Source organism: Actinomadura sp. NAK00032 (assembly GCF_013364275.1).
In the GTDB taxonomy this organism is placed as follows: domain Bacteria; phylum Actinomycetota; class Actinomycetes; order Streptosporangiales; family Streptosporangiaceae; genus Spirillospora.
Window position 1 is genome coordinate 779,040 of sequence record NZ_CP054932.1, and the last position, 20,722, is coordinate 799,761.

The 20,722-nt window shown below is 71.6% G+C and carries 16 protein-coding genes and 2 tRNA genes; 10 read left to right on the plus strand and 8 right to left on the minus strand.

The window, feature by feature from the left end:
- Nucleotides 1–7 precede the first annotated feature (7 nt).
- Nucleotides 8–202 carry a hypothetical protein gene (locus HUT06_RS03765; protein ID WP_176194421.1) on the plus strand — a complete coding sequence of 65 codons (195 nt, stop codon included), beginning with the start codon at nt 8–10 and terminating at the stop codon, nt 200–202.
- On the opposite strand, the gene HUT06_RS03770 is transcribed toward HUT06_RS03765, so the two are convergent.
- From HUT06_RS03770 to HUT06_RS03785, 4 genes are all read right to left on the minus strand, one after another.
- Complete coding sequence (locus HUT06_RS03770; RefSeq protein ID WP_176194422.1) at nt 187–3,003, minus strand: CHAT domain-containing protein; 2,817 nt, start codon at nt 3,001–3,003, stop codon at nt 187–189. The genes HUT06_RS03765 and HUT06_RS03770 overlap by 16 nt on opposite strands.
- 129 nt (nt 3,004–3,132) lie before the next feature.
- A complete protein-coding gene (locus tag HUT06_RS03775; protein WP_176194423.1) occupies nt 3,133–3,798 on the minus strand; it encodes a GntR family transcriptional regulator in 666 nt (221 codons plus the stop codon).
- A gap of 139 nt (nt 3,799–3,937) precedes the next feature.
- A complete protein-coding gene (locus HUT06_RS03780) occupies nt 3,938–5,473 on the minus strand; it encodes an AMP-binding protein (protein ID WP_176194424.1) in 1,536 nt (511 codons plus the stop codon).
- Between the two features lie 13 nt (nt 5,474–5,486).
- Nucleotides 5,487–6,362, minus strand: coding sequence for a fumarylacetoacetate hydrolase family protein (locus tag HUT06_RS03785; RefSeq protein ID WP_176194425.1), 876 nt, complete (start codon nt 6,360–6,362; stop codon nt 5,487–5,489).
- 130 nt (nt 6,363–6,492) lie between these two features.
- Here HUT06_RS03785 and HUT06_RS03790 point away from each other — a divergent pair, with 130 nt between their 5' ends.
- From HUT06_RS03790 to HUT06_RS03820, 7 genes are read left to right on the plus strand one after another with little or no spacing between them, the layout of a single operon-like run.
- Entirely contained in the window at nt 6,493–7,527 is a 1,035-nt protein-coding gene (locus HUT06_RS03790) for an ABC transporter substrate-binding protein (RefSeq protein WP_217711180.1), read from the plus strand.
- The gene (locus tag HUT06_RS03795; protein WP_254714965.1) at nt 7,508–8,356 is read left to right on the plus strand and encodes an ABC transporter ATP-binding protein; all 849 of its coding nucleotides are present in this window, start codon (nt 7,508–7,510) and stop codon (nt 8,354–8,356) included. Before HUT06_RS03790 ends, HUT06_RS03795 begins: the two co-directional genes overlap by 20 nt.
- On the plus strand, nt 8,349–9,113 hold the full coding sequence (locus HUT06_RS03800; protein WP_176194427.1) for an ABC transporter permease: 765 nt from the start codon (nt 8,349–8,351) through the stop codon (nt 9,111–9,113). Before HUT06_RS03795 ends, HUT06_RS03800 begins: the two co-directional genes overlap by 8 nt.
- Nucleotides 9,114–9,129: 16 nt before the next feature.
- Nucleotides 9,130–11,253: a hydantoinase/oxoprolinase family protein gene (locus HUT06_RS03805; protein WP_217711181.1), complete on the plus strand. Its 2,124-nt coding sequence runs from the start codon at nt 9,130–9,132 to the stop codon at nt 11,251–11,253.
- The gene (locus HUT06_RS03810; RefSeq protein ID WP_176194428.1) at nt 11,250–12,989 is read left to right on the plus strand and encodes a hydantoinase B/oxoprolinase family protein; all 1,740 of its coding nucleotides are present in this window, start codon (nt 11,250–11,252) and stop codon (nt 12,987–12,989) included. The genes HUT06_RS03805 and HUT06_RS03810 overlap by 4 nt, the downstream gene beginning before the upstream one ends.
- Nucleotides 12,982–14,490: a GMC family oxidoreductase gene (locus HUT06_RS03815; RefSeq protein WP_176194429.1), complete on the plus strand. Its 1,509-nt coding sequence runs from the start codon at nt 12,982–12,984 to the stop codon at nt 14,488–14,490. The genes HUT06_RS03810 and HUT06_RS03815 overlap by 8 nt, the downstream gene beginning before the upstream one ends.
- Nucleotides 14,491–14,520: 30 nt before the next feature.
- On the plus strand, nt 14,521–15,861 hold the full coding sequence (locus HUT06_RS03820) for an aldehyde dehydrogenase family protein (protein WP_176194430.1): 1,341 nt from the start codon (nt 14,521–14,523) through the stop codon (nt 15,859–15,861).
- A 293-nt stretch (nt 15,862–16,154) separates the two neighbouring features.
- On the opposite strand, the gene HUT06_RS03825 is transcribed toward HUT06_RS03820, so the two are convergent.
- From HUT06_RS03825 to HUT06_RS03840, 4 genes are all read right to left on the minus strand, one after another.
- Nucleotides 16,155–16,484 (minus strand): helix-turn-helix domain-containing protein, encoded by a 330-nt coding sequence (locus tag HUT06_RS03825; protein ID WP_176194431.1) that lies wholly within the window; start codon nt 16,482–16,484, stop codon nt 16,155–16,157.
- Nucleotides 16,481–16,855, minus strand: coding sequence for a type II toxin-antitoxin system RelE/ParE family toxin (locus HUT06_RS03830; protein WP_176194432.1), 375 nt, complete (start codon nt 16,853–16,855; stop codon nt 16,481–16,483). Before HUT06_RS03830 ends, HUT06_RS03825 begins: the two co-directional genes overlap by 4 nt.
- Before the next feature lie 121 nt (nt 16,856–16,976).
- Nucleotides 16,977–17,050: transfer RNA gene (locus tag HUT06_RS03835), tRNA-Phe, on the minus strand.
- 20 nt (nt 17,051–17,070) lie between these two features.
- Nucleotides 17,071–17,148 (minus strand) — tRNA-Asp (locus HUT06_RS03840).
- Between the two features lie 265 nt (nt 17,149–17,413).
- Between HUT06_RS03840 and HUT06_RS03845 the strand changes: the two genes are divergently transcribed.
- Both HUT06_RS03845 and HUT06_RS03850 read left to right on the plus strand, forming a co-directional pair.
- Nucleotides 17,414–18,850, plus strand: coding sequence for an amino acid permease (locus HUT06_RS03845; RefSeq protein ID WP_217711182.1), 1,437 nt, complete (start codon nt 17,414–17,416; stop codon nt 18,848–18,850).
- A gap of 57 nt (nt 18,851–18,907) precedes the next feature.
- On the plus strand, nt 18,908–20,563 hold the full coding sequence (locus tag HUT06_RS03850; protein ID WP_254715722.1) for an adenylate/guanylate cyclase domain-containing protein: 1,656 nt from the start codon (nt 18,908–18,910) through the stop codon (nt 20,561–20,563).
- The last annotated feature ends 159 nt before the right edge of the window (nt 20,564–20,722 follow it).

The following is a 20,722-nucleotide window of genomic DNA, read 5'->3' on the forward strand; positions in this document are numbered from 1 at the left end:
AGAGGGCATGCCCGAACTGACGCCGCACGAGAAGGAACTGCTGGCGAACCCCGACCTGGTGCGCGGGCATGCGCCTCGCGATGGCGTCGGCGAGCCGGCCGAGGCGCCGGAAGGCCCCGCCGCCGCGTCGCCACCGAACCAGGCGCCGACCGCCTCCGGTGGTTCAGGGAACCCGGCGGGAGGGGCTCAGGGCCCGACGTGAATGTGTCCCGCCCATAGGGCCGGGAAGTTCGGATACATCTCGCGCGCTCTGCGTGTCGCATGGTGAACGGCGGCCGCCGCGTCCGTCCGGCGCCCATTCCGGGCTGACCCGTGGAGTCCCTGGTAGATCTGCACGGCGAATTCGAGCGCGACCCGGTCGCGCAGGGGCCACAGCGCGGCGATGACATGCGCGAAACCGGCGATCTGGAACGACGACGCGAGATGTATCGCCTCGTCGTTCAGCCGCGTGTCAGGACGGGCGGTGTCGCAGCACGACAGATAGGCCAGGTCCGCCCTGCGGAGGTCCAGCCGGGACACGTCGGCCACGGACAACGGTCGCCGCCGGTGGTCGTGCAGCAGCAAGTGCCCACGGGACGGCGATTCCACGTCCGTTACCGCGTGGCAGGCGAAATGCGCCCACGTCCGGCGAGGAAGCTCGGCGAGCACGGTTGTGGAGTCGGCCTTATGGTCGGCCAGAACACGAGTGGTGGGGAAAAGGCGACGAAGCTCATCGGCTTCGGCACGCGCATGCTTCAGCGGCGCCTCGCCGGCCGTCGTCGACATGGCCACGGCCAGAGGGCGCGGCTTTCCGGCCGGACGGCGCCGTGCGCGCGCGTCCACGAGCGTGCGCAAGGTGGGCGCGTACGAGGAGATCGCGCGATCCAGCAGGGCCGGGGGATCGGTCCGATCTCCCGCCCCGTGGTGCCCGGCGGCGTGGATCGGCATCATGGCCAGCGGCCCGGTCGGGACCCACCACACCCGCGGCCAGTCGTCTCCCCGCCGAGACAGGTCCAGGACGTTCACGACCGGCTCGACCAGCGCGTCCCACAACCAGGCCAGAACGCCGGCGAAGCGCTCCTGCTCGCCCTGGTCGAGCATCGCCTCCGGACGCACCGCGTCCAGCATGACGGCGGTCTGCTCGGTCACGAGACCCGGTGTGACGCCGGTCAGTTCGAGTGTCCGCACCCCTTCGGCGTCCAGGATGACGGCGTCCGACCGCTGCTCGCTGACGTTGAGGAACACCAGCGGCCCCTCCCGGGTCTGGGCGAGCATCTCGCGAAGAGTCGGCTCCCGGGCGAAATCCGCAAGCCCCTTTTCCTGGCGGATGCGGTCCAGCAGGGAATCCCAGCGCGCGATCAATGCGCGCCGTTCCTTGCGCTCCTGCTCCCGTCTGATCCCGGGGGTGTCGGTTTCGAGTTCCAGAGGTTCGTGGAAACCCTCCAGCATGGTGCGCAGTTCCGTGAATTCGTCCGCCAGGGCTGGATTCCGGCCGCGCAGAGCCGAAAGGTCGGGACGGACACCGAGCGCTCGCGACAGCAGCACGCCGCGCCCCCGTTCCAGCAGCGTCACCGCCTTCTCGGGCTGCCCCGCGGCAATGGCGCAGGCGGCGGCCGTCACGGCGATCCCGGTCCACTGACCGAGCCGGTACTCCTGGTCGGCACGGCGCAACTCCCGCGACGCCAGCTGGGGAAGCAGTTCGATGACGCCCTCGAACGCCCGCACCGCGTCCGCGTACCGCTCGGCCGCGGCGGCGAGGTCACTCCACACCAGCCCGGCCACCACCCGGGTGGGAAGGTCGGTCGCCGGATCGGCCGTCGCCTCCCGGGCCAGCGCGCACGCCTGCGCCAGTTCGGCATGGTCGCCGGTGCGCCGATACCGATGGTGCAGTGCACGCGCGAGATTGACCAGATGGACGGCCCGTTCGGGATCGTCCTCGGCCGTTGCGCCGACCGCCCGCCGGGCCAGATCGATGGCCTCTTCGAGGGTCGCGGCGTCCTGCGTGTGCTCGTACCGGGTGCGCAGCGCCAGAGCGAAATTGTTCTGGCAGGTCGTGTAAAGGCGGGAGTTCCGCGGCACTCGCTCAGCGGCCTGCCGGCCCAGGTCGAGCGCACGATCGAGGTCGGACGGCCGCCTCGTCCGCTCGAACCGCTGCACCAGCAGGAAGCACACGGTCGTCAGGTCCATGACCCGTACGAAGGGGCGGTCTCCCGACTCGGTGATGAGCAGCACCGTGCCCAGCGTCTCGATCGCCTCATCGAGATCCGCCGACCCCCGCGTGCGCTCGTACCGGCTCCGCAGGACGGCGCTCAATTCCCTGAGGCACAGAAGACGATCGGCACCGAATCGAACGGGGACGATCTCCACCGCCTTCCGCGCGGTCGCCAGCGCCTCTTCCAGATCCGCACGGTCGCCGAAATGGTCGTATCGCACCCGGAGGGCGCTGCCGAGTTGGGAGAGCAGCGCCGCGCGGCGCACATCGTCCGCCGGCTCGCCGCGCGCCGTCCGCCGCCCGACGTCGACGGCCTCGTCCAAATCGGCGACGTTGCGAAGCCGCTGGTACCTGCCGCGCAGCGCCATGACGAGATTGGCGGCGTACTGGGTTCGCGTCGTCTCTCCCGGACTGGCCTCCAGGGCCGTCCGCAGCGAGTCGATCCCCCGCGACAGCGCCGCCACATCGCCGCTCCGGTCGAATCGCCGCAGCAGTTGGAGCCCTTGACCATGGGAGTCCACGGCCCGGTCGGGGTCGAGCGAAGGATACCGGCGCTGCCTGCGGGAGAGCTGGTTCTCCGCCAGGAGATTCGCCAGCCCCCCGAAAACCAGCAGCGTGTGCACGGCCGGCTTGACCCACGAATGGACGGAGTCATCGGGATGGGTGAGGTCCCACTGGATGACGAACGCGCCGAACGCGGCCACCATCATTCGACCGGCCTTCGGGCTGATGAATCCGGCGTTCCCCATTCTGGCCAGCCCGATGACCAATATCATCGCGCTGTTGAGAAGCGCCGCCAACTCCGGGAGCACAATGCGGAAGTATAACTACCGCGATTCATTCGCACCGGTGATGCGCAAAATGTCCTATATGTAGCATCCCTATTTCCGATGCCGGTGCCGGTACCGCTCGGATGGGACGGCGCTCCGCTCAGCCCGTGATCACGGCGCGGCCGAGGTTCCGCCGGCCTTGGCCATCGCCACGGCGATGGGAAGGGAGAAGGGGGCGTGCCGCTCGGCGGTCATCAGGGCGATGGCGGTGCCGGCGATGTGGTCGACCAGCAGGTCGCGGGCGCGGTGCCGGTCGCGGCTGCGGCACGCCTCCAGCAGGTTCCGGTGCTCCTCCAGCTTGGCCTCGAACTCGTCGCTGTCCCGCTCCTGGACCATGTAGGCACGGTGGTAGCGCTCGGCGTGGTCGAAGAGCCGCTCCAGATGGGCGCGCAGCCGCGGCCCGGCGCCGGCGCGCAGAATGGCGTGGAACCGCCGGTGCGCGTCGGTGTCGCCGCCGGGGGCGGCGTGTTCGAGCTCCCATTCCAGCCGCTCGAAGTCCGCGCCGCGGAGCATCGGGACGGTGAGCCAGACGGCCAGCCCCTCGCCCATGACGCGGAGCGAGTAGAGGTCGTCGAGGTCGTTCATGCTCAGCGAGCTGATCCTGACCGAGCGGTGCGGGCCGCTGTCCTCCACCAGGCCCTCGCTCTCCAGGAGGCGCAGCGCCTCGCGCAGCGGGGTGCGGCTGACGGAGAGCCTGCGGCTGAGTTCGAGCTGGGAGATCTCCGCGCCGGGCGGGAGCTCGCACTCCAGGATGAGTTGCCGCAGGGTGTCATGCACATTGCGTGTCCCCGCGCCGATCCTGGGTTCCGCGGAGCTGGTGCTCACGGGTTCGTACCTCGTTCGGATCCGACACTGGCTGGGTTGCTGAGAGCGAAGCTCATTGTATGCAGTGTCGCGGGCAGTGTGGACAACGCGGTCACACCTTGCGCTCTCGGCCGTGCCAGTACTCGTCGCGCAGCTCGCGCTTCAGTACCTTGCCGACCGGCGACCTCGGCAGCTCGCGGAAGATGATCTCCTTGGGCGCCTTGACGCCGCCGAGGCCGTCCCTGCACACCGCGACGAGCTCGGCCGGGTCGGCGTCCGCGCCGGTCTTGAGCTCCACGACGGCCGTCACCCGTTCGCCCCACTTGGCGTCGGGGAGGCCGATGACCGCGCAGTCCCGCACGGCCGGGTGGCGGAGGAGTACCTGCTCGACCTCGCTGGGGAAGACGTTGAAGCCGCCGGAGATGATGAGGTCGCGTTTGCGGTCGACGATGTAGAGGTAGCCGTCGGCGTCGAAGTGCCCGACATCGCCGGTGGCCAGCCAGTCTCCGGGGAGGCGGACGGCGGCGGTCTGGTCGGCGGCCCGGTGGTAGCCCTTCATGCGCAGTGAGCTGCGGACGACGATCTCGCCCTTCTCGCCCGGCGGCAGGGGCGCGTGCCCGTCGTCCACGACGGCGACATCGGCGACGAGGGTGGGCCTGCCACAGCTGGCCAGCCGGCCGCGCAGCCGCGGCTCGGCCAGCGCCGCCGCGTGCTCGCCGGGGCTGAGGAACGCGCACATCATGGGCAGTTCGGTCTGCCCGTAGAACTGGGCCATCACCGGCCCGAAGACGTCCATCGCCTCTTCCAGCTTGGCGACCGACATGGGAGCCGCCCCGTACAGGAAGTAGCGCAGGCTCGACAGGTCGCGGCGCGCCGCGTCCGGATGGTCCAGCAGGGCGTAGACCGCGGTCGGCGGCAGGAAGAGCCGCGTCACCGAGTTCCGCTCGATCGATGCGAGGATCTCGCCGGACGCGACCCCGTCGTGCACGATGTTGCGCCCGCCGGCGGCGAGGACGGGGAAGACGAGCGTCCCGGCGGCGTGGGTCATGGGGGCGGCGACGAGGTGGACGGGGTCGTCTTCGGGCAGGTGCGCGTTGAAGGCGTGGATCATCGTCTCGAAGGCCCGGTTCGGGACCTCGACGGCCTTGGGACGTCCCGTGGTGCCGCCGGTGCCGAAGTAGCCGGCGACCGCCTCGGGGTCCAGCGGCGGTAGCGGTACCCGCGTCCCGGGCGGGGCGAGCCAGTGCTCCGGCCGGTCGATGGAGACGGCGAGGTCGAGCGTGTCGACCTCATCGCGGATCCGTCCGGCGACCCCGGCCAGTTCGCCGGAGTGCAGCAGCGCCCGCGCTCCGACGAGCCGCAGCAGCGCGGTCATGTCCTGCGGCGTGGCCCGCGCGTTGAGCGCCACCCAGGCGCAGCCGGCGCGCAGTACCCCGAGGACGACCGGGAACAGCCGGGGCGTGTTGGCGCTGAGCACGGCGACCGGCGTGCCGGGCCCGGCGCCGTCGCGGTGCAGCGCCGCCGCGACCCGGTGGGTGATGTCGCCGGCCTCGGCGTACGTCAGCGGCTCGGTGCCGTCCGGGCGGACGAAGGCGACGCCGCCGGGGTTGATCAGGGCGCCCCGGTCGAAGAACTCGATCACCTGCATCGGCGCCTCCTCCTCACCGGGCCGCGGGGGCGGGCACGGCGGCGGACGCGGACGCGGGCGCGGGCGCGACGCAGCGGTTGACCAGCTCGCCGAGGCCGTCGATCCGCGAGGTGACCGTCTGGCCGGGTGCGAGGTAGACGGGGGGCTTGCGCGCCCCGCCCACACCGCCGGGCGTCCCGGTAGCGATCAGGTCGCCGGGCACCAGTGTGATGAAGGAGCTGATGTAGGAGATGATCTCGGCGGCCGAGAAGACCAGCTCGCTGGTGACCGACTTCTGCATCACGTCGTCGTCGACCGCGCAGGTGAGGGTGCACGCCCGCGCGTGGTCCACCTCGTCGGGCGTGACGAGGTGGGGGCCGACCGGGGTGCTGGCCTCGAACGTCTTGCCCTGCAGGAACTGCGACGTGCGGAACTGCCAGTCGCGCATGCTGATGTCGTTGACGACGGTGTAGCCGGCGATCGCGTCCCAGGCTTCGGCGGCGCTCACGTCCCGGGCGGTCTCGCCGATCACCACGCCCAGCTCGACCTCCCAGTCCACGGCGTCGGACCCGGCGGGCAGGACGATGTCGTCGTAGGGGCCGATGAGGCTGCGGGCGTACTTGGCGAAGATCGTCGGGTGCTCCGGCGGCTCGGCCCCGACCTCGGCGATGTGGTCGCGGTAGTTGACGCCGACGCAGAGGATCTTCTCCGGGCGGGGCGTGGGCGGCGCGAGGTCGGCCCCGGCCGCCGGGACGGTGCGGCCGTCCGCCCGCCGGGCCCGTTCTCGCCAGCCCGGCCCGGAGGCGAGCAGCGCCCCCACGTCCTCGTACGGCAGCAGCGTGATCCGGTCCCCGTCGAGCCGCCCCGCCGCCGTCGCGCCGTCGTCCAGCCGGATTGTGGTCAGTCGCACGCCCAGTCCTCTCGTCGCAGCGACTCGGAACGAGTCCTGTACATCGTTGCGAAGCAACTGTACATTCAAACCTATGAGTTGGATACAACTACCCATCAAGTGCGTCCAATCTTGAACGGAAAGGGTGGTGGTGGCGGTGGTCCCCTCCGGTAGGACCGGTCGCGGCGCCGTGGCCGGGGCCGTGCTGGGCGCGTTGCTGGCGGCGAGCGCCGGCTGCGGCGGTGACGCCGGGGCCGACGGGAGGTCGCTGACGAAGGTCACCTACCGCGGTCCGTTCGTGGCCGGCGGCGGTGACGCGCCGCTGTACTACGCCGACGAGCTCGGCTACTTCGAGGAGGAGGGCCTGGACGTCGAGATCCGCGACAGCAAGGGCTCCGCGCAGACCGTCACCGACGTGGCCAACGGCGGATCGGACTTCGGCATGGCCGCCGCCACCAACCTGATCATGTCGATCGGCCGGGGGCAGCCGGTCGTCGGCGCCGCCACCTACCTCGGCCGGAGCAGCTTCGGGTTCTTCGTCCCGAAGGACGCGGGCATCACGTCGATCAAGGACCTGCGCGGCCGCTCCATCGCGGTGTCCGCGCTGGTCGAGCAGAACATGTACGCCGCGCTGGCGGCCGCGGGCCTGGCGAAGTCCGATGTCAAGGCGGTCGTCGCGGACGCGAACGCGCTGGTCACGACCTATGTGAGCGGCAAGGCCGACGCCATGTACACCGTCCAGTACTTCCTGCCGCGGACGAGCCGGCGGCCGTCGGAGGTCCTGCTCCAGTCGGCCGCCGGCTTCAACCCGCCCGACTACGTCCTGGTGGTCGCCAAGAAGACCCTCCGGGACCGGCCGCAGCTCGTGCGGGCCTTCGCCCGCGCCACCCTGCGCGGGTTCCAGGCCGCGGCGAAGGACCCCGGCGCGGCGGTCGAGGCGCTCACCGCCGAGCATCCCGAACTCGACCCGAAGCAGTCGCGCGGAGTGCTGGAGGCCGTCCTCCGCTTCAGGTGCGCGCCCGCGCAGTCCGGCCGCCCGTACGGGGAGAACGCGCCGGCCGACTGGACGAGCACCGTCACGGCCCTGAAGCGGACGGCCGGCCTGCGCGGGCCGGCCGACGCCCGCCGCTACTTCGACAACGGCCTGTTCGAGAACGGAGGCGGCCTTGGCACCGGCACGTGCTGACCTGCGCCGCCGGACGAGCGGCGAGGACGGGACGGCCCGGACCCTGCGGGCCGCGGGCCTGACGAAGGAGTTCCCCTCCGGCGACGGGACGATCGTCGCGCTGGACGGAGTCGACCTGGCCATCGCGCCCGGCGAGTTCGTCAGCGTGCTCGGGCCCAGCGGCTGCGGCAAGAGCACGATGCTGACGATCATGGCCGGCCTCGACGCCCCGACCGGGGGCGAGGTCACGATCGGGGACCGGCCGGTCACCGGGCCGCTGCTGGAGGCGGGGGTGATGTTCCAGCGCGACCTGCTCCTGGACTGGCGCACCTGCGAGGACAACGTCCTGCTCCAGTTCCAGATGCGCGGGCTGCCCACCGCCCCCCACCGGGAGCGGGCCCGGGAACTGCTGGAGATGGTCGGGATGTCGCGTTTCGCTCGGCGGTTCCCGCGCGAGCTGTCCGGCGGCATGCGGCAGCGGGTGGCGCTCTGCCGCGCGCTGGTGCATCGGCCGCCGCTGCTGTTCATGGACGAGCCGTTCGGCGCGCTGGACGCGCTCACCAGGGAGAACCTCAACGCCGAGCTCGGCGGGCTGGCCGCGCGGGCGGGCACCTCGGTGCTGTTCGTGACGCACGGGATCGACGAGGCCGCGTTCCTCGCCGACCGGGTGGTCGTGATGTCGCCGCGGCCGGGCCGGATCGCCGGCGAGGTCCGGATCGGGCTGCCGCGGCCCCGGCCGGTCGACGTCCGCGAGGACCCGGAGTTCGTCGCGCACACCGGCCGCCTCCGCCGCATGCTCGCCCAAGAGGGGCGGCCCGCCGCGACCGGGGAGGTCGGGGCCGATGCCTAGCGTCCTCCGGCGGGTCGGCGGGCTGACCGCGTTCTGGTACCTGCTGGCGATCGCGCTGGTCGTGGCGGTGTGGCAGGCCGTCGTGCTGTTCGGCGGGACGCCGGACTACCTGCTGCCCACCCCCGTCCAGGTGGCCGAGGCGCTGTCGACCTACCGCGAGCCGCTGCTGCGGGAGAGCTGGGTCACCCTGCGCGGGATCCTGCTGGCCTTCGGGATCTCGGCCGTGCTCGGCGTGGCGATCGCCGTCCCGATGGCGTTCTCGCGCGCGGTCGAGCGGCTGGGCTACCCGCTGCTGGTGATGAGCCAGGCCGTGCCGAAGGTGGCGCTCGGCCCGCTGTTCATCGTGTGGCTCGGCTTCGGCCTGATGACCAACGTGCTGATCGCCGTGTCCGTCGCGATCTTCCCGATCATCGTCAACACCGCGCTGGGCCTCACCTCGATCGACCCGGACCTGGTCAGGCTGGGCCGCTCGATGGGCGCGTCCCGCTGGCGGCTGTTCCGCCTCGTCCGGCTGCCGAACGCGCTGCCGAGCGTGCTGGCCGGCCTCAAGGTCGCCATCACCTTCGCGGTGATCGGCGTGGTCGTCGGCGAGTTCATCGTCGGCGGGTCCGGCCTCGGCTACCTGACGATCTCGGCGAGCGGCAACCAGAACGTGCCGCTGCTGTTCGCCTGCGTCATCACCCTGGCCGTGCTGGGGGCCCTCACCTTCGCCGCCGTCGACCTCCTCGAACGCCTCGCGCTGCGCAGGCATCCGTGACCATCCATGACCATCCATGACGAGTCCCATCGCGCCGAAGGGGAACCACATGCCGATCAGGGCCGCCATCGACATCGGCGGGACCTTCACCGACGTCGTCGGCTACGACGACGTCACGGGGACGCTCATGCTGGGCAAGACGCTCAGCACGCCCCATGACCTCATCGACGGCGTGTTCGGCGGCCTGCGGGCGGCGGACGTCCCGGTGCCGGAACTCGACCTGGCCGTCCACGGCAGCACCGTCGTCGTGAACGCGCTGATCGAGCGCAAGGGCGCGCGGACCGCGCTGCTCACCACGGCGGGATTCCGGGACGTGTACGAGATCGGCCGCATCAACCGCCCGGACGCGTTCAACCTCGCCTTCACCAAGCACCGGCCCCTGATCCCGCGCGAGATGATCTTCGAGGTCCCGGAGCGGACGCGCGCCGACGGCGGGATCGCCCGCGCGCTGGACGAGCACCGGACCCGCGCGGTCGCCCGCCGGCTGGCCGCGCTCGGCGTCGAGTCGGTGGCCGTGGTGCTGCTGCACGCCTACCGCGCCCCGGCGCACGAGATCCGGGTCGGCGAGATCCTCCGGGAGGAACTGCCCGGCGCGTACGTCACGCTGTCGCACGAGATCAGCCGCGAGTACCGCGAGTTCGAGCGGACCTCGACGGTGGTGGCGAACGCGTTCGTGGGGCCGCTGGTCAGCGACTACCTCGGACGTCTCGCAGACCGGCTGCGGACGGGTGGCTCCGGCTCCGGCTCCGGGTCCGGCTCCGGGGCCGGGTCCGGGCCCGCGCTCGCGGTCATGCAGTCCAACGGCGGCGTGACCGACGTGGCCGCGGCCTCCCGCCAGTGCGTGCGGATGCTCGAGTCCGGCCCGGCCGGCGGCGTGGTCGGCACGATCGCGCTGTGCGAGGCGCTCGGCCGGCGCGAGGCGATCGCGTTCGACATGGGCGGCACCACGGCGAAGTCGGCGGTGATCCGCGACCTGACGTTCCCGATGGCGAGCGACTACTTCCTCGGCGGCTACGACACCGGGCTGCCGATCCGCGTCCCCTGCCTGGACATCGTGGAGGTCGGCACCGGCGGCGGCAGCGTCGCCTGGCTCGACGAGGCCGGCGGCGTCCACGTCGGGCCGCGCAGCGCGGGCGCCGATCCCGGCCCGGCCTGCTACGGCCGCGGCGGCACGGAGCCCACGATCACCGACGCGTCGGTCGTCCTCGGGCACCTGGCGCCGAGCGGCGAACTGGCCGGCGGGCTGCGCCTGGACGACGGCGCGGCCCGCCGCGCGGTCGGCGCGCTGGCCGGCCGGCTCGGCATGGACCTTGAAGCCACCGCCGCCGGGATCATCGCGATCGGGGCGGCGTCGATGGCCAACTCCGTCCGCGCGGTGACCACCGAGCGGGGGCTCGATCCGCGGGACTTCACCCTCGTCGCCTACGGCGGCAACGGCCCGCTGCACGTCGGGCGGGTCGCCCGCGAACTGGCGGTCCGGCGCGTGGTGGTGCCGCCGATCCCGGCCCTGTTCTCGGCGCTCGGGATGCTCATGGCCGACCAGCGCCTCGACGTCGTGCAGACGGGCGTGCGGACGCTGGGCGACACGACCGCCGAGGACCTCGAGGAGGCGTACCGGACGCTGGAGGGCGAGTGCGAGCGGGCCCTCGACGCCGGCTCGCTGCGGTTCGGCGGGCTGGAGTTCCCGCGCGCGGCCGACATGCGCTACGTCGGCCAGGAGCACACCGTCACGGTCGACGTGCCGCCCGGGACCCGTACCGTCGACGACCTCAAGCGGATCTTCGACGAGGCGCACGGCCGGCGCTACGGCCACAGCGCACCCGGCGAGCCCGCGCAGATCGTCAGCCTGCGGGTCTCGGCGGTCGGCCGGCTGCGCAAGCCCGACCTCACCAAGATCGACGAGGGGACCGCGGACCCACCCGCCGGGGCCCGCACCGGAACCCGCGGCATCGTCTTCGACCCCGGCGAGGGCGCGGTCGTGACGCCGGTGTTCGCGCGGGCGGCGCTGCTGGCCGGCAACCGGATCACCGGCCCCGCCGCCATCGAGGAGCCGACCGCCACCACCCTGCTGCACCCCGGCGACCGCGCCGACGTCGACGGGTACGGGAACCTGCTGCTGGAGATCGGAGCCCGACCGTGACCGACATCGACCCGATCACCGCCGAGATCATCCGCGCCGGGTTCGTCGCGATCACCGAGGAGATGAAGACGAACCTGATGCGCACGGCGTACAACCTCATCATCTACGAGGCCCAGGACTTCACGGTCGGGCTCTTCGACGCCGACGGCGAGACGATCTCGGTCGGGCTCGGCCTGCCGATGTTCGTCGGCGGCCTGTCCGACGCCGTCAAGGCGAAACTGGAGTTCTACGGGCGCGACGGCATCAGCCCCGGCGACATCCTGCTCACCAACGACGCCTACATCATGGGCAGCCACCTCAACCACATGATCTTCACGCTGCCGATCTTCCACGACGGCGAGCTGATCGCCTTCGCCGCGTCGATGGCGCACTGGATCGACGTCGGCGGCGTGCTCGGCGGCACCACCACCGACATCTACTCCGAGGGGCTCCAGGTCCCGGTCGTGAAGATCTTCAAGGAGGGCGTCCAGGACGACGAGCTGACCCGGCTGATCGCGATGAACGTCCGGTTCGAGGACCTGGCGATGGGCGACTTCCGAGCGCAGGTGGCCGCCGTGCGCACCGGCGAGACCCGGATGCGCGCGATGCTCGAACGCTACGGCGCCGGCGCCGTCCGGGCGGGCATCGCCGACGTGTTCCGCCGCGGCGAGGAACTGAGCAGGCAGGCCGTCCGGCGGATCCCGGACGGCGAGTACCGCGCCGAGGCGTACATGGACGACGACGCGGTGAAGGTCGGCGAGCGGATCCCCGTCCGCGTCCGCGTCGTGGTCGAGGACGACGTGCTGACCGTCGACCTGAGCGAGATGAGCCCGCAGGTCGCCGGGTACTTCAACTCCGGCGCCACGGCCGGGCGGTCGGCCGCCCAGGTCGCGTTCAAATGCCTCACCTCGCCGGACGAGTACCCGATCAACCACGGCTCGCTGCGCCCGCTGCGGGTGGTGCTGCCGCCGGGCACGGTCGTCAGCGCGGTCAAGCCCGCCGCGATGCGCCTGTGGATGACGTACCCGATGACGGTCGTCGACTGCGTCTTCCGGGCGATGGCGGACGTCGTGCCCGGCACCAGCATCGCCGGCCACCACGCCGACCTCGGCATGTCGCACACCTACGGCGTGGACGAGGCGACCGGCCGGTTCTTCCAGTTCTACGGCGGGCCGCAGGGCGGCGGCTGGGGCGCCACCTCCCTGGCCGACGGGCAGAGCGCGACGATGTGCGTCAACGACGGCGACACCCACAACGCGCCCGTCGAGGTGGTGGAGGCCAAGTATCCGATGGTCACCGTCGAGGAGTACGCCCTGGTGCAGGACTCCGGCGGCGCCGGCGCGCACCGCGGCGGCCTCGGCACCCGGCTGCGGATCCGCGTGCACACCGCCGCCAAGCTGGACACCTGGATCGAGCGCACCTCCTGCGCGCCCTGGGGTCTGGACGGCGGCCACGCCGCGGCGCGGAACCACGTCCATGTCGAACGGGCCGGAGGCGAGGTGGTCGCCTTCCCCAACGGGAAGGTCGGCGCGCTCGACCTCGCCGCCGGCGACGCCCACGTCATCGAGCTCGGCGGGGGCGGCGGCCACGGCGACCCGCGGCAGCGTCCCGTCGAGAAGGTGCTGGCCGACGTGCGCGCCGGGTACGTGTCGGCGGCGCGCGCGCAGACCGACTACGGCGTCGCCGTCACCGGTACCGGCGACGATGTCACGCTGGACGCGGCGGCGACGGCCAGGCTGCGGAACGGCCATGAGTGACTCCTACGACTACGTGATCGTCGGGGCGGGCTCGGCCGGCTGCGTGCTGGCCGGCCAGCTGTCCGCCGACGCCGACGCCACGGTGCTGCTGCTGGAGGCGGGCGGCCCCGACGACCGGCCGCAGATCCGGGAGAGCGCCCGCTGGGCCGAGAACCTCGGCGGCGACGCGGACTGGAACTACCGCACGGCGCCGCAGCGCCACGCCGGAGACAGGCGGATCGCCTGGCCGCGCGGCCGGGTGCTCGGCGGTTCGAGCTCGATCAACTCGATGGTCTACATGCGCGGCGCGCGGAGCGACTACGACGGGTGGGCGCGGCAGGGCGGCACGGGCTGGTCCTACGAGGACGTGCTGCCGGCCTTCCGCGCCCTGGAGGACTTCCCCGGCGGCGACCCCCGCTACCGGGGAACCGGCGGGCCGCTGAAGGTCAGGATCCCCGACGAGCACAGCCCGCACGCCGAGGGCTTCCTGGAGTCGGCGCTGGCGGCGGGCCACCCGTACAACGACGACTTCAACGGCGCGTCGCCGGAGGGGGCGGGCTGGAACCAGCTCACGGCCGTCAACGGACGCCGGTGCAGCAGCGGCGACGCGTTCCTGCGCCCGGCGCTGGAGCGGCCCAACCTGACGGTGGAGACACGTGCCCGGGCCCGCCGCCTCGTCATCGACGCACAGGGCCGGGTCACGGCCGTCGAGTACGAGCGCGACGGCCGCGTCCTGACCGCCGGCGTCGGCACCGAGGCCGTGGTGTCTGCCGGGACGATCGAGTCGCCCAAACTCCTGCTGCTGTCCGGCGTCGGTCCCGCGGCGGACCTCGCCGCGGTGGGCGTCGACTGCCTGCTCGACCTGCCCGGCGTCGGACGCAACCTGCACGACCACCCCGGCGTCCCGCTGACCTGGGCGTCCCGCCGGCCCGTCCCGCTGAGCCGCCACCAGCACAGCGAGGCCGGCCTGTTCTGCCGCTCCGACCCGGGGCTCGACGCGCCCGACCTGCAGTTCGGCGTGCTGAGCGTGGCGCTCACCGCCGACGGCGCGGTGTCCCCGGACCCGGCCTACAGCCTCTACCCGTGCCTGCTCCGGCCGCGCAGCCGGGGCAGCCTCCGGCTCCGGTCCGCGGACCCGGCGGACGAGCCGCTGATCGATCCGAACTACCTGGAGTCACCGGACGACCGGGACGCGCTCGTCCGGGCCGTCGAGGTCTCGCGCGGCCTGGCGCGGGGCGAGGGCCTGCGGGAGTGGACCGGCGCGGAGATCCTCCCCGGCCCGGACACCGACCTGCGGTCGTACGTGGCACGGACGGCCAACACCTGGTTCCACCCCGTCGGCACCTGCCGGATGGGCACGGACTCCTCGGCGGTCGTGGACCCGTCCCTGCGCGTGCGCGGCACGGCCAACCTCCGGGTGATCGACGCCTCGGTCATCCCGGAGATCCCGTCGGCGAACACCAACGCCGCCACGCTGATGATCGCGTGGCGGGGAGCCGAAATGATCAGGAGCGCGCGATGACGGCCCGCTTCCTCCCGAAAGGAGACCACCATGGCTGACCTGCGCGCCGTCTTCGACGACCAGCGCCGCGCGTTCCGCACGCCCACCCTGGACGAACGCCGTGAACACCTCGGCCGGCTGGCGGCGATGGTCGTGCGGGCCCGCCCACGCATCGAGCAGGCCATGGCGGCGGACTTCACCGTCCACCCCGCACAGCTCACCGCCATGACCGAGGTGTTCGGCGTCGCCGGCCAGGCCGCCTACGCCGCCGAGCAACTCCCCGCCTGGACGGCCCCGCAGCAGCGCTTCGCCGACCCGGCCTTCGCCGGCACCGCCACCGCGGCCATCGAGTACCAGCCCAAGGGCGTCCTCGGCATCATGGCCCCCTGGAACTTCCCGTTCCTGCTCTCCCTCGGCCCCCTGGCCGACATGCTCGCCGCCGGCAACCGCGTCATCATCAAACCGTCCGAGGTCGCCCCCGCCTGCGCCGAGCTCCTGCGGGAACTGGTCGCCGACACCTTCGCCCCCGACCACGTGGCCGTCGTCTGCGGCGGTGTCGACCTGGCCAAGGAGTTCGCGACGCTGCCCTGGGACCACCTCCTCTACACCGGCAACTCCGCCGTGGGCCGCGAGGTCGCCATGGCCGCGGCCCGCAACCTGACGCCCCTCACCCTGGAACTCGGCGGCAAGAACCCGGCCATCGTCCCCACCGTGGACGCCGAGAGCGTCGCCCAGATCATCGGCAACAAGGCCGTCAAGAGCGGCCAGGTCTGCATCGCCCCGGACTACTGCCTCGTCCCGGCGACCCAGGCCGCCGACTTCATCGACCTGGCCCGCGCCCACGTCGCCGCCGGCTACACCGCGTCCCCGGACTGCACGGGCATCATCACCGGCCGCCACCTGGACCGCCTGCTCGCCATGCTCGACGAGGCGAGGGACCACGGCCACCGGGTCATCACCCTCGAACCCGGCGCCGAAACCGACCGCGCCACCCGCCGCATCCCCCTCACCCTGGTCATCGACCCCGACGACGAGCTGCAGATCATGCGCGAGGAGATCTTCGGCCCCATCCTCCCCGTCAAGACCTACCGCACCCTCGACGAGGCCATCGCCTACGTCAACGCGGGCGACCGCCCCCTCGGCCTCTACGTCTTCACCCCCGACGCCGCCGTAGCCCGCCACGTCCTGGACCGCACGATCTCCGGGGGAGCCTGCGTCAACACCTGCGCCGTCCAGGGCGTCCTCCCGTCCCTGGGCTTCGGCGGCACCGGCATGAGCGGCTACGGCCGGCACCGAGGCATCGAAGGCTTCCGCGAGTTCTCCAACCAACGAGGAGTCTTCACCCGCGGCCAAGCCGACACCATCAACACCTTCTTCCCCCCATACACCTGAGCCCCCCGCCACCACGCGAGAATTCGTGCAGACCGTCCTCGATCTCGCTCCGCGGCCGGACCGGCCGCCACCGCGATCAGGACAAAGACCCCGAGCCGCCTGGCTCCGGTGTGTTCGTGCTGCCGGCGAGTGTGGGCAGGGGCGGGGTCGAACCGCCGACCTTCCGCTTTTCAGAAGTGGCAACCACCCTGCGGCGGTGTCGTCCACCGAGGTCAGACGGTGCTCGACGTACGCCTCTGGTGCCGGTTGGTGGCCGTCGTTGCCGTCAGGGCTGCCGTCACTGGTCGGTGTTGTCAGGCGACCTTGATCGAGTGGGGGCCGACGCTGACGGTGATGTCCAGGTGCCCGCCGAGGGCGGCGGCGTAGGCGCGGAGTGTCTCCAGTTCCATGGCTTCAAGGTTGCCGTTCTCGATCTGGGAGACGCGGGACTGGGAGACCCTCAGGATCTGGGCGACCTCGGCCTGCGTCTTGCCGACCGCCTTGCGGAGCTCCTTGAGGTGGTGGCCGGCGACGTAGGCGTCCAGTTCGGCGCGAGCCCGAGCCTGGCGCTCGGGGTCGGCCAGTTCAGGGTTGAGGCGGTGTGCTTCGGCCTTGATGTCCTGCCAACGGCGTCCGGTGCTCATCGTCCCGCCTCCTTGTCCTTCGCTGCGCGGTATTCGGCGTAGCGGCCTTCGGCCAGTGGGATCGCTTCGTCGTACCAGCGTGACCACTGCCCGGCTTTGTCTCCGGCCACCAGGAAGATCGCGGCACGGTCTGGGTCGAAGACGAACAGCATGCGGATCTCTGATCGTCCTCGGCTGCCGGGCCGCAGCTCCTTGAGGTTGCGCAGCTCGCTGTGTTCCAGGGTGTCGACGAGCGGCCGTCCTAGTGTCGGCCCGATCTCGGCCAGCCTGTCGATGGCTTGCTCGATCAATGCTGCGGTGTCCGTTTCGGATTCACACAGCTTGAGGAACCAGCTCTCGACCGGTTCGAGGAGGATGACATCCCAGGCCACAGAGCCAATATAACTTCTAACTCATATTGATGGGACCGCGCGACGTGCTGTCTGTGCCGCTTGCTATAAAGAAGATGCCCCGGGCCTGTTGGCTCCGGGGCGTTTCTGTTGGTTGTTGAGGTGGGCAGGGGCGGGGTCGAACCGCCGACCTTCCGCTTTTCAGGCGGACGCTCGTACCGACTGAGCTACCTGCCCAGGACGCGCGTCGGCGCGTCTGGCGGTCCTGACGGGATTTGAACCCGCGGCCTCCACCTTGACAGGGTGGCGAGCACTCCTAACTGCTCCACAGGACCTTGCTGATCCGAGCTTAGCGGCTCGGGAGGGGTGTCTCGGCCGGTGTGACCCGGCGTTTGGCACGTCCGAGAGCATACGCGATGGCCGAGTACAGCGCCAACTCGTTAACGGGGGAGGCTGCGGGGGATAGAGCGGTAACGGAGAGGTACCGGGTGAATGCGGGTTGGTGGCGGGTGCTGTGAGTTTGAGGCTCGGGGTCCTAGTCTGTCCGGGTTGCGCGACGGTGCGTGACCAGAGGGTTGCGCCGTTCCGACGGGGACGGCCGTGGACGCGAAGGAGGTCGGCGTGGTCGCGAAGCTCCCAGACCAGAGCGCCGAGGGCTACCAACGGGGACTGGGCACCCGCCAGATCCAGATGCTGGCGATCGGCGGGACGATCGGAACCGGGCTGTTCCTGGGCGCCGGGGAGAACATCGCCAAGGCGGGGCCGAGCCTGATCCTGACGTACGCCGTGGCGGGGCTGGCGCTGTTCTTCGTCATGCGGGCGCTCGGCGAGCTGCTGACGTACCGGAGGGCGGAGGGCGGGTTCGCCGGGTATGCCCGGGAGTTCCTCGGTCCGTTCTGGGGATACGCCACGACCTGGACGTACTGGATCATCTGGGTGACGACCGGCATGGCGGAGCTCACCGCCGCCGGCAAGTACATCCAGAAGTGGTGGCCGGGGGTCGAGCAGTGGCAGACGGCCCTGGTGGCGCTGCTGGTGCTGTTCACGGTGAACCTGATCTCGGTGAAGCTCTTCGGCGAGCTGGAGTTCTGGTTCGCGATGATCAAGGTCGCGGCGATCGTGATGATGATCCTGGTCGGGATCGGGGTGCTGGTCTTCGGGTTCAGCGACGCGGGGGAGACCGCGCGGGTCGGCAACCTGTGGGACCACGGCGGCGTGTTCCCCGAGGGCTACAGCGCCACGATCATGACGTTGCAGATGGTCATGTTCGCCTACCTGGGCGTCGAGCTGGTCGGTGTCACGGCGAGCGAGGCCAAGGACCCGGAGAAGAACATCCCGCGGGCGATCAACGCGCTGCCGCTGCGGTTCGCGCTGTTCTACCTCGGGTCGCTGCTGGTCATCCTGGCGGTGGTGCCGTGGACGGCGTTCAAGGGCGGGGCGAGCCCGTTCGTGCTGGCGTTCGACAAGATCGGCATTCCGGGCGGCGGGGACATCGTCAACTTCGTGGTGCTGACGGCGGCGCTGTCGTCCTGCAACGCGGGCGGGCTGTACTCGACGTCCCGGATGCTGCGGACTGCCGGCGTGAACGGTGACGGCCCGAAGATCCTCGGACGGCTGAACGGGCGCGGTGTGCCCGTCCTGACGGTCGTCATCTCGGCCCTCGTCATGGGCATCGGGGTCGTCGTCAACGCGATCGTGCCGGAGAAGGCGTTCGGGTACATCACCTCGGTGTCGACCGGCGGTGCCCTGCTGGTGTGGACGGTCATCCTCGCGGCGCACATGGTCTACCGGCGGCGCGCGACGGCCGGGAAGCTGGCGAAGTCGACATACCGGATGCCGTGGGCGCCCTACAGCAGCTGGGCCGTGCTGGCGTTCTTCGCGTTCGTCACGGTGACGATCGCGTGGGAGGCGGATACGCGGGTGGCGCTGTACGTGATGGCGGCCTGGGTGGCGCTGATCGTGATCGGCTGGCCGTTCGTCCGGCGGAGCTCGCAGGAGGCGGAGATGAAGGTCGCGGTGGAGACCACGAGCGCCTGACCTCATGGGATGATCCCCCCAGGCGGTTCCATCCCTCCGGAGGCGCGCGTGACCAGCATGCTAGAGATCCGCGTGCGCTGGGTTCTGCTGGTGGTGGTGGGCGTCGCGAACGTCGTCGGCGCGCTGGTCGTGCTGCTGTTCGCGACGTTCGTGGTGCCCGATCCCCCGCTTGAGGACCGCGACTACGCCCACCATGTGAACGCGCTGGCGTTCTTCGGCTATCCGTTCGTTGCCGTTCCGGTGGCGCTGCTCCTGGGGTTGTGGCTGTGGCGGCCCGTCGTGACGTTCGTCCGGGACGGGGGAGACCCCGACCGGCTGCAGCGGCGGGCCGTCCTGCTGGGGCCGCTCCGGCTGACGCTGCTCATGGGCGCCATGTGGGCGGTCGGCGCGCTCGGCTGGGCGGTGCTCGACCTGGCCCTGTTCACCGGGCGGCTGGCCGTGAAGACGAGCCTGACGTGCCTGCTCGGCGCGGCGACGACGTGCACGATCGTGTACCTGCTGTCGGAGCGGCTGCTGCGGCCGGCGGCGGCGCTGGTGCTGGGCGCGGAGCGGCCGAAGAAGTTCCGGCTGCCCGGGGTGACGACGCGGATGATGCTGGCGTGGGCGCTCGGGACGGCGATCCCGGTGTTCGGGCTGATCTGCGTCGCGATCGCCGCGCTGGCCGCGCCGGACATCAACGTCACGCAGCTCGCGATCACGATCCTCGGGCTCGGCGGCGTGGCGCTGCTGGCCGGCGTCTGCGTGATCTACATGGCCACGCAGGCGATCGCGGACCCGATCAAGTCCCTGCGGAAGGGGATGGCGCAGGTCGAGCGGGGCGACCTCGGCGCCCAGGTCCCGGTGTACGACGCGAGCGAGGTCGGGCAGCTGCAGGCCGGCTTCAACCACATGGTGGCGGGGCTGCGGGAGAACGAGCGGCTGCGCGACCTGTTCGGACGGCATGTCGGCGAGGAGGTCGCCGACCTGGCGCTGGAGCGCGGCGACATCACGCTCGGCGGGGAGACGCGCGAGGTGGCGGTGCTGTTCGTCGACCTGACCGGCTCCACCAGGCTCGCCGACACGCGGGGCCCGGACGAGGTCGTCGGGCTGCTCAACCGGTTCTTCGGCGTGGTGGTCACGGTGGTGGCGAAGCACGGCGGCTGGATCAACAAGTTCGAGGGCGACGCGGCGCTGGCGATCTTCGGGGCGCCGACGCAGCTGGCGGACTCGGCGGGTGCGGTGCTCGGCGCGGCCCGCGAGCTGGCGGCGCGGCTGCGCGCCGAGGTCCCGATGCTGGACGCGGGGATCGGCGTGTCGGCGGGCCCGGTCGTCGCCGGCTACATCGGCGCGGAGGAGCGGTTCGAGTACACGGTGATCGGCGACCCGGTGAACGAGGCGGCGCGGCTCAGCGACCTGGCGAAGGGGGAGGACGGGCGGGTGCTCGCCTCGGCCGCCGTCCTGGACCTGGCGCATCTGGCCGAGTCGCAGGAGTGGGACGTCGAGGGAGCGGTGACGCTGCGCGGCCGGAGCCGTCCGACCCGGCTCGGCAGGCCGCGCGCCGGGCTGCCCGCGCTCGCGCCCGCGGCGGCGCCCGAGGTCGGGGAGAGGGCTCGGCGGCGTGTCCGGTTCCCGCGCCCGCTGCGGCGGAGCCGGCGGCTGGTGCTGGGGGCCATGGTCCTTTCGAAGGCGGCCAAGAGCGCTCGTCCGCCTGACAAATCCGAAGAGTCCGACTAGCGGGCGGCGCGGTTCCGCGGTGAGCGCCGTGTCGTCCGCATCGCGGAGGGCTCGGCTGCGTATCGTCACTGACTGTACACAGTCTGCTACCTGCCCGTAACGAGGGTGTCACCGGACGGTCCGAGGGTTGGGGCGGACAGCTCCGGCTCCCGAGAGGCT